Below are 12,429 nucleotides of genomic sequence, written 5' to 3' on the forward strand. Positions count from 1 at the left end.
CACAAGGAAACGGCCGGCAGCGGCCGTTTCTCTTTCAAGGGGAAGGCTCGGGCACGCCATGCCCCAATGCCGGCTTGAACCGCCGGTCAGGCCTTGACCATCTGCGCCTTGAGGTAGCTTGCCGCGGTCGCATAGCCACCCATGGCGCCGTCGACGAAATGCATGTGGTTTCGCCGCACAGCCGAGGGAACGATGCAGGTCATCAGAGCGGCATCCTGTTCGTGCAGGCCGAAATGACAGACGCCTGCGGCGCTCGCCTCCTCCAGCCTCTTGCGGATCTCAGCCAGCCTGCCGGGCGCAATATCGACCGTCATCTTCAGTCCGTCCTCGAACTTGCGGAAATCGGTGTTGCGGGCAACGCCCCGCCGATACTCGTTGGCGCTGAAGCGTCCAAGCGACCAGTCGAGCTTCGACAGGATCTTGACCAGCATGATCTGGGCGACGATCCCGGCCATGTTCCTCAATCTGGCCCAGCCGAAGCCATAAGGCGAGAGCGCCTTGCTTTCGAGAACGATCGCCTCGTCCGAAACCCTGACCTCCGGGCCTGCAACCGGCACAGGATGGCCGCCGCGTCCATCGGCATTGGAAAGCTCCGCGAGCGTGTGGACCAGACGCCCGAACGCCTCCATGTCGCCTGCCGGCCGGGGCACGGCGATGATCGAGACGATCCGCCCATGGGTGGCGGCGATCGGGTTCCAGCGACAGGAGAGCCCCGTGAGGTCCGGCCGTGAGCCGGCGGGCGCGGATGCGATGCCGTAATCGCCGGCCTTCATCCGCGCCTCCGCCCAGCTGCTGCCGCCGCCGGAGAACATGGCGTAGGAAATGTCCTGGCTGGCGTTGAACCGCGCCACCCGCACGTCGAGACCATGACGCCTGATATCCTCGACCGGCACGATGGCGGCCCGCATGGCAAGATCCATGTCGTCCCGCACCCAGCTCAATACGCGGGCCAGCGTCTCCCGTGCGACCTCGACCGAAGACGGCGGAACCGCGACGACGGCGCCGTCGCCACCGAAGACAAAGGGCAGGTCGTGCTTCTCAAGCGCGTTGAGAAGGGCGGAAATCACGCCGGCGCCGGCCATGTTGACCGCCTTGTAGCGACCTGCGTCGATTGCGCCGGTGGAATTGATGACATCGGCCACGGCCAGCACCCAGCCATCCGGCAAAGGTTCGTATCTCAGGGTGTCCGCGACATCCCCGAAATCATGCAGAACCGGCAGGCGTTGAAGGAATTCGTCATCTGCGTTGGCCATGGGATAAATATCGTCTCCTCCCGGCAAAAATCCAGTGCATGCCGCACCCATAAATATCCCGCGCCGCAGCGTCATCGCACCGGGAAACGGCCATCGGCTTCTTTCGAAAAGGACGGCCCGAAGGTGGGATTACCCCTCGCCTCCAGGCCACCCGATATCGACGGATCACTGTCCGCCGCCCATCCTTACGCCTTGAAGAAGGCCAGCAGATCCGCATTGATGATGTCGGCATGGGTCGTCGCCATGCCATGCGGCAGGCCTTCATAGACCTTCAGCGTCCCATTCTTCAAAAGCTTGGCGGCAAGCAGTGCAGAGTCGGCAATCGGCACGATCTGGTCGTCGTCGCCATGCATGACCAGCACGGGAACCTCGATCGCCTTCAGGTCGTCGGTGAAGTCCGTTTCCGAGAAGGCCTTGATGCAATCGTAATGGGCCTTTGCGCCGCCCATCATGCCCTGCCTCCACCAGTTGTCGATGGAGCCCTGGGAAACCTTCGCGCCCGGCCGGTTGAAGCCGTAGAACGGACCTTCCGGAATGTCGCGGAAGAACTGCGCCCGGTTGGCGACCAGCGCCGCGCGGAAGCCGTCGAAGACTTCGATCGGCAGGCCGCCCGGGTTCTTGTCCGACTTGACCATGACGGGGGGAACCGCGCCGATCAGGACGGCCTTGGCGACGCGGCCGTTACCGCCGTGACGGGCGACATAGCGGGTCACTTCGCCGCCGCCGGTCGAGTGGCCGACATGGATCGCGTTCTTCAGGTCGAGATGGGCAGCAAGCTCGGCGACATCGGCGGCGTAGGTGTCCATTTCATTGCCGGTGTCCGTCTGGCTGGAGCGGCCATGGCCGCGGCGGTCATGGGCGATGACCCGGTAGCCCTGCTGCAGGAAGAACAGCATCTGGGCATCCCAGTCGTCGGACGAAAGCGGCCAGCCGTGATGGAAAACGACCGGTTGCGCGTCCTTGGAACCCCAGTCCTTGTAGAAGATCTGCGTGCCGTCCTTGGTGGTGATGGTGCTGCTGCTCATGATGTTCGTCTCCTTCTGGTTGGTTTGCGTAGCTGCGGATGCCTTGGTTAGGTCGAGGAAAGGCGGGATCGCCGTCGAGGCGGCAAGACCCATCCCCGCGATCAGAACACGCCTGCGTGTCGTTTTGTTAATCTGGTCTGTCATCTGCCGGCTCCTTTTAAGTTTGCGATATTTATTATCGCGATAACAATATGCATAAACACAGTTGAAATGCTTGTCTAGAGAAAAAATTATCGCGATATCATTTTTCGTGGTAAAAGAAGGCAACAGCCAATTTCTGGAGCTCCCCATGACCAGCCAAACATCGCCCGTCCCGTTGGACAATCAGCTCTGCTTTTCGCTCTACATGGCCAATATCGCCATCAACCGCACCTACAAGCCGATGCTCGACGCCATGGGCATCACCTACCCGCAATATCTCGTGCTGAACGCACTTGCGGAAAACGATGGCCTGACGGTCGGCGCGATCGCGGACCGCCTGGCGCTCGAATCCAGCACTGTCACGCCGCCCGTCAAGCGTATGGAACAGGCAGGACTGGTCGAGCGCCGGCGCAGCACCGCCGACGAGCGGCAGGTTCACGTCTGGCTCACCGAAGCCGGCCGCGCGCTGGTCGACGAAAGCCGGTGCCTCGGCGAAACGCTGACAGCGCGCTCCGGCATGACGCCTGAGGAGCTTCAGGCCTTCAACCGGCAGGTCCTGACCTTTCTCGGCGCGCTCACGGCAAAGGACTGAGCGAGGGCCGGAGATTTGCCGAAGGATCGGGATTGCCTCGCCTTGCGCTTTCCCTTTCGGCCATCAGTTGGGTAGACTGGTCGCTAAGAGAGTCCCGCCGGCGGCGACCGGCCGGCCTCACGGCAATCGGAAGGAACCCGCATGACCGCACTTGAACGCCGCATCGACCAGGGCGTGGGCCGCGAGCCAGCCGATATCGTGCTGAAGGGGGGCCGCTTCTTCGATCTCGTCACCGGCGATCTCGTCGCCTCCGATATCGCCATCTGCGGAGACAGGGTCGTCGGCACCTGCGGCAGCTATTCCGGCCGCGAGGAAATCGACATTACCGGCAGGATCGTGGTGCCGGGCTTCATCGACACCCACCTCCATATCGAAAGCTCTCTCGTCACGCCGCATGAGTTTGACCGCTGCGTCCTTCCCTACGGCGTCACCACGGTCATCTGCGACCCGCACGAGATCGCCAATGTACTGGGCACCGAGGGCATCCAGTATTTCCTCGATTCCTCCGAACAGGCGATCATGGACATCCGCGTCCAGCTCTCCTCCTGCGTGCCGGCCACCCATCTGGAAACGGCCGGCGCCGACCTGCCGATCGAACGGCTCCTGCCCTTCCGCAACCACCCCAAGGTGATCGGCCTCGCCGAGTTCATGAACTTCCCCGGCGTGATCCACAAGGACCCCGTCTGCATGGCCAAGCTCGAGGCGTTCCAGGGAGAACATATCGACGGCCACTCGCCGCTCCTCTCCGGCAACGACCTGAACGGCTATCTCTCGGCCGGCATCCGTACCGACCACGAATGCACCAACGTGCCTGAGGCCATGGAGAAGATCCGCAAGGGCATGCACATCCTCGTGCGCGAGGGCTCCGTGTCGAAAGACCTGCACGCGCTGATGCCGATCATCACCGAACGCCTCTCGCCCTTCCTTGCGCTCTGCACCGACGACCGCAACCCGCTCGATATCGCCGAGGAAGGCCATCTCGACTACATGATCCGCACGGCTATCGCTCATGGCGTTGAACCGCTCGCCGTCTACCGCGCCGCCTCCATCTCGGCGGCCCGCGCCTTCGGCCTCAGGGATCGCGGCCTTGTCGCCCCCGGCTGGAGGGCGGACCTCGTCGTCGTCGACAGCCTTGCAAACTGCAAGGCCGATATCGTTTTCGCCGCCGGTCGCCGCGTGACACCGGAACTCTTCGCGACCCGCAAGCCGGTCGCGCCCGTCGGCCTCGACAGCGTCAAGGCGCGGATCGTCAAGGCCGCCGATTTCGGCGTTCCGGTCACAGAGGGCGAAACGCCTGTCATGGGCGTGCTTCCGGGCAAGATCATCACCGAACACCGCCGCTACCGCCTGCCCACCGCCGGCAACCAGACCAGCGTCGATCTCGACCGCGATATCATCAAGGTCGCCGTGATCGAGCGCCACGGCAAGAACGGCAACCACGCCAACGGCTTCGTCCAGGGTTTCGGCCTGAAGAAGGGCGCGATCGCCTCCACCGTCGGCCATGACAGCCACAATATCTGCGTCGTCGGCGTCTCCGAGGATGACATGGCGCTTGCCGCCAATCGCCTCGGCGAGATCAAGGGCGGCTTCGTCGTGGTCGAGGACGGTAAGGTCACCGGAGAGATCCCGCTCCCCGTCGCCGGCCTCATGAGCCTTGAACCCTACGAGGCCGTTCGCGACACGCTGCATCACTTGAGAAAAGCCGCCTATGCTCTTGGAACGACTCTGCAGGAGCCCTTCCTCCAGGTCGCCTTCCTCCCGCTTCCGGTCATTCCGCACCTGAAGATTTCCGACAAGGGCATGGTCGACGTGGATCAGTTCTGCCTTATTGGATAGATGGCACGTGCCGGAATTCAATGTGCAGGCACGGCGAAAGAGGCTTGGGGTAATATTCGCCTCAAAAATAGACTTGATAGAACCTCGAACGGCAATCAAAGGCGTCGAGAAGGCAACAGGATTTTTATTATTGTAAATCTCACTTAACGCCTCCCAAACCGGCAGAGAATCGACGCCGCCGAAAACAGGAGCTTTCGATGCCGGTGGTCCTTCGCAGCGACGGTTATATATTCTTTTTCTACTCGAACGAAGGCGATCCGCGCGAACCGATCCATATCCATGTGCGCAAAGGCGGAGCGGAAGCAAAGATCTGGCTGGAGCCGTCCGTCGCCCTTGCGGAGAGCAACGGGTTCAACAGCCGGGAACTCTCTGTTATCATAAGGCTTGCGCTTGAGAGCGAGGCGAAGATTAAAAGGGCATGGCATGACCATTTCGGCAACGAGCGTTCGCTATGATGACGACACCATGTGGGTTTCGTTAAGCGATGGGCGTGTCCTTGGGGTGCCCCTCGCCTGGTTCCCTCGCCTCTTGGCGGCAAGCAAGGCCGATCTTGAAAATTACGAACTCAGTCCGGCAGGCATCCATTGGGATCATCTGGACGAAGATGTATCCGTTGCCGGTCTTCTGGCTGGTCGCGGAGATCAGAGCCGGCATCTGCCCCTCGCTGCCGAATGAAAGCCTGGCATTCTGACGCTCTACTCACTATGCACGGCTTGCCGGCAGCGGCCGAGCGGCTCAATGCCGGTAGAGCACCATGCCGGCGTGATGCAGGATATCGCTTCTGAAATCGCCATCGGCGGTAAAGCCGGTGTCGTCCCAGTATTCGATATGGCTCCCGTTCACCTCGTAGCGCCCCTCATAGGCGCGTTCCCGGTTTCCGCGCGCTTCCACGTAGCGCCCGTTGGGCAGAAGTTCGTGCCGGATATAGCCGTCACCGGTCACCCACAATCCTACATAGGGATGGTTCTTCATGTCTCTCTCCTGAACGTCTGTGGCCGCATCCTGGGCCTGCTTGATCCTTGGCGGCGCCACCACGAAAAGGGCGATGAATGCCACGGCCGCGACGAGCACCACCATCGCCGGCGTATTCTGTGAAAATTCAACCATTCAGCCCATATCTCCGCTCGATACGATCCCGCCGCTCCGCGCGGTTCCGTTCGATTGTCGCGAGAAGTTGCCGGGCGCCGGAAGCTGCCCAGCGCAAGGGGCTTTCAAGAACATATTGAAGTGCGGACATCTTCCCGTCCTCCTGCGTTTTGCATCTCGCCGCCCATCGGCGAATGACGGGAATATGGGGACGGAGATCGCGGGAGCGGTAGAACAGATGGCCGCAAGGATTGCACAATCCTCCGAATTGCACGATCCTCCATTTGGGATTACCGGACGGGCTTCCTAGTTAAGTCCCGAAAACCCAGGCCAGTCAGGGCTCAGGAGCAGCCTCGCCATGAAACCGCATATTGAATTGAAAGAACTGATTGCACGACACGCCACGCAGGAGGGATTACAGCCGACGCCCGTGCCGCGCCTGACGCTGATCCGCTTGAGCCGGCCGACCGATCCGATTCACGGCGTGCACAAGCCGTCGATCTGCATCATCGCCCAGGGCCGCAAGCGCGTTCAGGCCTGCGAGCGGGTGCTGGAATACGGTGCCGGACACCATCTGATCGTCTCGCTCGATCTTCCCGTGCTCGGCCATGTCATCGATGCGACGCCGGAGGAGCCCTATCTCTGCCTGCGGCTCGATCTGGATCTCGCCCTGCTCGGCGCGCTGGTGCTCGAAATGAACACCCCGATCCTGCAGGCGGCCCCCCAGTGCAAGGCGCTCGGCATCGCCGAAACGCCGGAAGCCCTTCTCAATGCCGCGATCCGCCTCGTCGGATTGCTGGACCGGCCGCACGACATCCCCTTCCTGGCGCCGCTGGTCGAGCGGGAACTGCTTTACCTCCTGCTGCGCGGCGAGCATGCCGGCCTGCTGCACCAGATGCTGACGCCAAACCACCGCCTCCAGAACGTCAACCGCGCCATCAACTGGATCAGAAGCAATTTCCACCGCCCCTTCTCGATCGAGGTTCTGGCGGCGGAGGCGCGCATGAGCAGTTCCTCTCTCCACGAACATTTCCGCGCCATGACCAGCATGAGCCCGCTGCAATACCAGAAACAGCTCCGGCTGCAGGAGGCGCGCAGGCTAATCCTGACCGAGGCGCTCGATGCGGCGACGGCAGGCCGCAGGGTAGGCTATGACAGCCCGTCCCAGTTCAGCCGCGAATATCGCCGGCAGTTCGGCGCGCCGCCGCTTGCCGATGTAACGCGACTGAGAACACGCCCGGGCGAACTGGCGGAAGCCTGAGGCAGGGTCGCCCCCGAGGCCCTGCCCGCGAAAACCGCCGGCTTCCTCACACCCTCGCGCAGAAACCGTCCAGCGCGCCGAGATGAAGGCCTTTCTTCTCGATGGCCCCGCCAAGGCCCGGCATGTCGAGAACCTGTCTCACGACGACGCCGACCGGCAGGGTGACTGTCCTCGGCTCTCTTGCCATATTGAACACGAAGAGCAGCCTTTCCTCGCCCTTCGAGCGGGTAAAGGCCAGCACGTCCTCCTCGCTCTTCAGGAACTCCATCTCCCCGTCGCAGAGCAAGGCATGCGCCCTGCGGAAAGCGAGCGTGTCCCGATAATGAGACAGTACCGTGCGCGCCTGCCCCTCCTGGCCGTCGACGGCAAGTGCTGCATGGTCCTTGGGCACCGGCAGCCAGGGCTTCGATGCCGTGGTGAACCCCGCATTCGCCACCTCCCGGTTCCAGGGCATAGGAGTGCGGCATCCGTCGCGTCCCTTGAAGGCCGGCCAGAAACGGATGCCATACGGGTCCCTCAAGTCTTCGAAGGCAAGCTCGGCCTCCGGCAGCCCCAGTTCCTCGCCCTGGTAGAGGCAGATGGAACCCCGAAGGCTGGAGAGCACGCTGATTGCAAGCCTCGCCACAGCTTCGCGCTCCTCCGGCGTCGTCGCGAATCGGCTGACATGTCGGGTAACGTCGTGGTTCGAAAAGGCCCAGCAGACCCATCCATCGGCCACGAGCTTGCGAAAGGATTCGACGCAGCTGCGGATATGGCCGGCGGTAAAGTCCGGCCCCAGAAGATCGAAGGTATAGCACATGTGCAGCTTGTCGCCGCCCGCCGTATAGGCCGCGACCGTCTTCAGGGAACGCGCTCCGTCTCCCACTTCGCCGACGCTGGTCCGGTCGGGATATTCGTCGAGCAGCGCCCGGAACCGCTTCAGGAAAGCGATGTTCTCCGGCCGGGTCTTGTCGTAGAGATGGCTCTGCATGCCGTAGGGATTGACGTCGGGCGCATCGAGGCCCGCTTCCTCGCTATCGGGCACATGCGCAGGATTGTCGCGCAGCGCCTTGTCGTGGAAATAATAGTTCACGGTATCGAGGCGGAAACCGTCCACCCCCCTGTCGAGCCAGAACCGGACGGCGGCCAGAAGGGCGTCTTGCACGTCGGGATTATGGAAATTGAGGTCCGGCTGCGACGCCAGGAAGTTGTGCATGTAGTATTGCTTGCGCACCCCGTCCCATTCCCAGGCAGGCCCGCCGAACACCGACAGCCAGTTGTTCGGCGCCGTCCCGTCCGGCTTCGCATCCGCCCAGACATACCAGTCCGCCTTGGGATTCGTCCGGCTCGACCGGCTCTCCTTGAACCAGGGATGCTGGTCGGACGTATGCGACAACACCTGGTCTATGATGACCTTGAGGCCGAGACGGTGCGCCTCCGCCATCATCTCATCGAAATCGGCGAGCGTGCCGAACATCGGATCGACATCGCAATAATCGGAGACGTCATAGCCCATGTCCGCCATCGGCGAGGTGAAGAAAGGCGACAGCCAGATCGCATCGACGCCGAGCGAGGCGATGTAGGAGAGCTTCTGGGTCACCCCCTTGAGATCGCCGATACCGTCGCCGTTGGTATCTTGGAATGAGCGCGGATAGACCTGATAGATCGCCGCTCCGCGCCACCAGTCTGCGCTGCCGGTGGAAGGCCTGGCCCCCTCATCGGCCTTGCGGTGGGCCTTGCTGTGGCTTGTCGTCATGAAAAGATCCTGAATGGCGGGAATCGTGATCTGAATAGTACCGTCTCGCAGCGAAAGGCCAAGCGGCCCCGGATACCAATCCCGTCCGCGGATTTCTGTTCCGAAGCCATCTGTGCAGAGGATGGCCGCGCCGACCGCCGCCGCTGACATCAACCTGTAATACTATCATCACATAAAGCCGGAGACGAAAACGGCGGGAGTCGCCTTGTGGGCTCCCACAAGACGCGGGCTGCTGCGCAGCGATCATCCGGCGGAAGCCGGGACGCGGCCGATCCCGGAGGCAGCGAGAGATTATGCCCAGACTGACCATCGTGACCGATGCCTGGCATCCGCAGGTGAACGGCGTGGTGCGTTCCATCGAGAACACCAACCGCGAGCTGGCGGCGATGGGCGTCGAGGTATCGATGATAACGCCGCAGCCCTTCCCCAGCATTCCGATGCCGACCTATCCGGAAATCCGTCTGTCCCTCGCCCGCTACACCCAGGTCGCCCGCGCCATCGAAAACAACAGGCCGGACTACATGCATATCGCGACCGAAGGTCCGCTCGGCCTTTGGGCGCGTCGCTGGTGTCTGAAGCATGGCATGCCCTTTTCGACCAGCTACCACACCCGTTTTCCCGAATATGTCGCAGCCCGCGCGCCGATCCCGCTTTCCTGGCTCTATGCCTATGTCCGCTGGTTCCACAATCGCGGCGGCGCCTGCATGGTGGCGACGGAAAGCCTGCGCCGCGAACTTGCGGAAAAGGGCCTGAACAACCTTTGTCTCTGGAGCCGCGGCATCGACACCGCGCTGTTCCGGCCGCGCCCGCATGTGGAAAACCCGCTGAACCTGCCGCGCCCGATCTTCATGACGGTCGGTCGCGTGGCGGTGGAAAAGAACCTGCCGGCCTTTCTCGATCTCGACCTGCCGGGCTCCAAGGTCGTGGTTGGCGACGGCCCTGCCCGCACCGAACTGGAAGCGCATTATCCGCGCGTGCATTTCACCGGGGTCAAGACCGGCGAGGATCTCGCCGAAACCTATGCGCAGGCCGATGTCTTCGTCTTCCCCTCGAAGACAGACACATTCGGCAACACCATCCTCGAAGCCATGGCGTCAGGCGTCCCAGTCGCGGCCTTCCCGGTCACCGGTCCCGTCGATATAATTCCTGCCGAAAGCGGAGCCGGCGCGCTCGACGACGACCTGAAAGCCGCCTGCCTGAAGGCGCTCCACTGCTCGCGCGAGAAGGCGCGTGCGCTCGCCGAAACCTTTTCATGGCAGGCAGCGACGACGCAGTTTCTCGACAACGTCATCGAGGCCAAGACGCAGGCACGGCGCAAGCGCCTGCTGTTGCGCCAGTCCGGCCGCCAGATCGGCGCGTGAGCCGGAAGATCAGCGTTTCTTCTTGCGGTTCTCGAACGGGTTGTCCGACGCCTTGAAGTGAATGCGGATCGGCACGCCCGGCAGCTGGAAATCGTTGCGCAGTCCGTTCATCAGGTAACGCACATAGGATTCCGGCAGCGCATCGGCGCGCGTGCAGGAAATCATGAAGGCCGGCGGACGCGCCTTCACCTGCGTCATGTACTTGAGCTTGATACGCCGACCGGAAACCGCCGGTGGCGGATGCTGGATCTGCTGATGTTCCAGCCAGCGATTGAGCTTGGCGGTCGAGATGCGACGGTTCCACACACGGTCGGTGTCGATGATGTTCTGCATCAGCTTGTCGAGGCCGTAGCCGGTCTGGCCGGAAATCGGCACGGCGCGGATGCCGCGGGCCTGCGGCAAAAGGCGCTCGGTCTTCTCGCGCAGGTCGGCCAGCACTGCCTGCGGGTCTTCGACCAGATCCCACTTGTTGAAGGCGAGCACGGCGGCGCGGCCCTCGCGCAGCACCAGATCGGCGATCTGCAGGTCCTGCTTTTCGAAGGGAATGGTGGCGTCGAAGACGATCACCACCGTCTCGGCAAAACGGATCGCGCGCAGCGCATCGGCAACGGAGAGCTTTTCGAGTTTCTCCTGCACCTTCGCCTTGCGCCGCATGCCGGCCGTGTCGAACATCTTGATGGTGCGGCCGCGCCAGTCCCATTCGACGGAAATGCTGTCGCGGGTAATTCCGGCTTCGGGGCCGGTCAAAAGCCGGTCTTCGCCGAGGAACCGGTTGATGAGCGTCGATTTTCCGGCATTCGGGCGGCCGACGATCGCGACCCGCAGCGGCTTGGTCTCGTCATAATCAGGCTCTTCCTCGTCCTCGCCTTCGCCTGTCCGGGGTATGGCGACATCGGTCTCCGCCTCGTCCTCCGGTTCCGGGAAGGCCCGCTCTTCGCCGATTGCGGCGACGATGGCGTCGCGCAGGTCGATCATGCCCTGGCCGTGTTCGGCCGAAATCGGCACGGGTTCGCCAAGACCGAGCGTGAAGGCGTCGTAGAAGCCGCCGTCGGAGCCACGGGCTTCCGACTTGTTGGCCACCAGGACGACCGGCTTCCCGCTGCGGCGCAGGAGTTCGCCGAACGTCTTGTCGAGCGGCGTCAGGCCCGACTTGGCATCGACCACGAACAGCGTCAGGTCGGCTTCGTCGATGGCCGCCTCGGTCTGCGCCCGCATCCGCCCTTCGAGCGTGTCAGGGCCGGTCTCCTCGAGACCGGCGGTATCGATGATGGTGAAGCGCAGGTCGACGAGCTTGGCATCGCCCGGCCGCCGGTCCCGCGTCACGCCGGGCGTATCGTCGACGAGCGCCAGCTTCTTTCCGACCAGACGGTTGAAAAGCGTGGACTTGCCGACATTCGGGCGGCCGACGATGGCGACGGTGAAGCTCATGCGGTTTTTATCCTTCCGGGCTCCAGCGCCCAAGCCGGCTTACGATGCCTTGCCGGACGCGGTAATCATGTCGAGCAGCATGCGGGCACGGTTCTGCACGTTGCGCGGAGCCTCGGGGTCCTCGGTGATCTGCTCGAACCACTCGCGGGCGCGTGCCATGTCGCCGGACTTGTATGCGGCAAGGCCGAGCGCCTCGCGGGCGGAATGGCGCATCGCATCCGTCGGCGTCGCCATGGCCTCGACCTCGGCGGACACCTGCTCGTAGGTGCCGGCGTCGATCAGCAGCCAGGCGGCGCGCATGCGCGCCACGTCGCGGATGACCTGCGGAACGGAAGTATCCTTGCCGATATCGGAGAAGGCGGCGATTGCGGCCGCCGCATCGCCCTTCTCCGCCTGCACGGTCGCCGAGCGCATCCGCGCCAGAACCGCATAGGCCCCGTAGCCGTCCTTTTCCAGGGCCGCGAGGGCGGCGGTCGCCTCATCGCGCTTGCCCTCGTTGGCAAGCGTCAGCGCTGCGAGGAACTGGTCGCCCGCGCCGGACGAACGGTGCGAATGCCAGTACTCATACCCGCGATAGCCCGCAGTGCCGAGAACGATCAGGAGAGCGACGCCGATGATAACCGGCGCGAATTTCCGCCAGGCCATCTTGACCTGCTCCGAACGGAGCTCGTCATTGACTTCGCGAATGAAGCTGTCGTTGTTGTCCACCAT

General features: G+C 63.0%; 12 protein-coding genes. 6 read left to right on the forward strand and 6 right to left on the reverse strand.

The genetic code is table 11. The features are described from left to right. Nucleotides 1-86: 86 nt before the first annotated feature. Together J5N58_RS03125 and J5N58_RS03130 are read right to left on the reverse strand one after the other, a co-directional pair. The gene (locus J5N58_RS03125) at nt 87-1,253 is read right to left on the reverse strand and encodes a DUF3095 domain-containing protein (protein WP_244709596.1); all 1,167 of its coding nucleotides are present in this window, start codon (nt 1,251-1,253) and stop codon (nt 87-89) included. 185 nt (nt 1,254-1,438) lie between these two features. Next, nucleotides 1,439-2,278, reverse strand: coding sequence for an alpha/beta fold hydrolase (locus tag J5N58_RS03130; RefSeq protein ID WP_244709683.1), 840 nt, complete (start codon nt 2,276-2,278; stop codon nt 1,439-1,441). Nucleotides 2,279-2,567: 289 nt separating this feature from the next. Between J5N58_RS03130 and J5N58_RS03135 the strand changes: the two genes are divergently transcribed. The 4 genes from J5N58_RS03135 (at nt 2,568) to J5N58_RS03150 (ending at nt 5,522) form a co-directional block, all read left to right on the forward strand. Beyond that, nucleotides 2,568-3,011 carry a MarR family winged helix-turn-helix transcriptional regulator gene (locus J5N58_RS03135; RefSeq protein ID WP_113439120.1) on the forward strand — a complete coding sequence of 148 codons (444 nt, stop codon included), beginning with the start codon at nt 2,568-2,570 and terminating at the stop codon, nt 3,009-3,011. Between the two features lie 141 nt (nt 3,012-3,152). Then, on the forward strand, nt 3,153-4,847 hold the full coding sequence (gene ade, locus J5N58_RS03140) for an adenine deaminase (protein ID WP_244709598.1): 1,695 nt from the start codon (nt 3,153-3,155) through the stop codon (nt 4,845-4,847). A 197-nt stretch (nt 4,848-5,044) separates the two neighbouring features. Further along, nucleotides 5,045-5,302, forward strand: a complete 258-nt coding sequence (locus J5N58_RS03145; protein ID WP_112831085.1) for a DUF4160 domain-containing protein — start codon at nt 5,045-5,047, stop codon at nt 5,300-5,302. Further along, nucleotides 5,271-5,522: a DUF2442 domain-containing protein gene (locus J5N58_RS03150; RefSeq protein ID WP_113339229.1), complete on the forward strand. Its 252-nt coding sequence runs from the start codon at nt 5,271-5,273 to the stop codon at nt 5,520-5,522. The genes J5N58_RS03145 and J5N58_RS03150 overlap by 32 nt, the downstream gene beginning before the upstream one ends. Before the next feature lie 60 nt (nt 5,523-5,582). Here J5N58_RS03150 and J5N58_RS03155 read toward each other — a convergent pair whose 3' ends face one another. Continuing rightward, on the reverse strand, nt 5,583-5,954 hold the full coding sequence (locus tag J5N58_RS03155; RefSeq protein WP_244709600.1) for an Atu4866 domain-containing protein: 372 nt from the start codon (nt 5,952-5,954) through the stop codon (nt 5,583-5,585). 337 nt (nt 5,955-6,291) lie between these two features. On the opposite strand from J5N58_RS03155, the gene J5N58_RS03160 reads away from it, so the two are divergent. Continuing rightward, nucleotides 6,292-7,194 carry an AraC family transcriptional regulator gene (locus tag J5N58_RS03160; RefSeq protein ID WP_112831087.1) on the forward strand — a complete coding sequence of 301 codons (903 nt, stop codon included), beginning with the start codon at nt 6,292-6,294 and terminating at the stop codon, nt 7,192-7,194. Nucleotides 7,195-7,240: 46 nt separating this feature from the next. Here J5N58_RS03160 and bglA read toward each other — a convergent pair whose 3' ends face one another. Then, nucleotides 7,241-8,929 (reverse strand): beta-galactosidase BglA, encoded by a 1,689-nt coding sequence (gene bglA / locus J5N58_RS03165; protein WP_244709602.1) that lies wholly within the window; start codon nt 8,927-8,929, stop codon nt 7,241-7,243. A gap of 293 nt (nt 8,930-9,222) precedes the next feature. Between bglA and J5N58_RS03170 the strand changes: the two genes are divergently transcribed. Then, a complete protein-coding gene (locus J5N58_RS03170) occupies nt 9,223-10,290 on the forward strand; it encodes a glycosyltransferase family 4 protein (RefSeq protein WP_244709604.1) in 1,068 nt (355 codons plus the stop codon). Between the two features lie 9 nt (nt 10,291-10,299). Here the strand turns inward: J5N58_RS03170 and der are convergent, their stop codons facing one another. Next, nucleotides 10,300-11,718 carry a ribosome biogenesis GTPase Der gene (der, locus tag J5N58_RS03175; protein ID WP_112831090.1) on the reverse strand — a complete coding sequence of 473 codons (1,419 nt, stop codon included), beginning with the start codon at nt 11,716-11,718 and terminating at the stop codon, nt 10,300-10,302. A gap of 39 nt (nt 11,719-11,757) precedes the next feature. Continuing rightward, nucleotides 11,758-12,429 (reverse strand): tetratricopeptide repeat protein, encoded by a 672-nt coding sequence (locus J5N58_RS03180; protein WP_112831091.1) that lies wholly within the window; start codon nt 12,427-12,429, stop codon nt 11,758-11,760.

The sequence above is a fragment of the Paenirhizobium cremeum genome (assembly GCF_022884085.1).
Taxonomy (GTDB): domain Bacteria; phylum Pseudomonadota; class Alphaproteobacteria; order Rhizobiales; family Rhizobiaceae; genus Allorhizobium; species Allorhizobium cremeum.

Bases quoted from the DNA above. Each gene is read 5' to 3' on its own strand.
- J5N58_RS03135 (WP_113439120.1), top strand. From the start codon at position 2,568: ATGACCAGCCAAACATCGCCCGTCCCGTTGGACAATCAGCTCTGCTTT.
- J5N58_RS03155 (WP_244709600.1), bottom strand. From the start codon at position 5,954: ATGGTTGAATTTTCACAGAATACGCCGGCGATGGTGGTGCTCGTCGCG.
- J5N58_RS03180 (WP_112831091.1), bottom strand. From the start codon at position 12,429: ATGGTGGACAACAACGACAGCTTCATTCGCGAAGTCAATGACGAGCTC.
- J5N58_RS03160 (WP_112831087.1), top strand. From the start codon at position 6,292: ATGAAACCGCATATTGAATTGAAAGAACTGATTGCACGACACGCCACG.
- bglA (WP_244709602.1), bottom strand. From the start codon at position 8,929: ATGACGACAAGCCACAGCAAGGCCCACCGCAAGGCCGATGAGGGGGCC.
- ade (WP_244709598.1), top strand. From the start codon at position 3,153: ATGACCGCACTTGAACGCCGCATCGACCAGGGCGTGGGCCGCGAGCCA.
- J5N58_RS03150 (WP_113339229.1), top strand. From the start codon at position 5,271: ATGACCATTTCGGCAACGAGCGTTCGCTATGATGACGACACCATGTGG.
- J5N58_RS03145 (WP_112831085.1), top strand. From the start codon at position 5,045: ATGCCGGTGGTCCTTCGCAGCGACGGTTATATATTCTTTTTCTACTCG.
- J5N58_RS03130 (WP_244709683.1), bottom strand. From the start codon at position 2,278: ATGAGCAGCAGCACCATCACCACCAAGGACGGCACGCAGATCTTCTAC.
- J5N58_RS03125 (WP_244709596.1), bottom strand. From the start codon at position 1,253: ATGGCCAACGCAGATGACGAATTCCTTCAACGCCTGCCGGTTCTGCAT.
- J5N58_RS03170 (WP_244709604.1), top strand. From the start codon at position 9,223: ATGCCCAGACTGACCATCGTGACCGATGCCTGGCATCCGCAGGTGAAC.
- der (WP_112831090.1), bottom strand. From the start codon at position 11,718: ATGAGCTTCACCGTCGCCATCGTCGGCCGCCCGAATGTCGGCAAGTCC.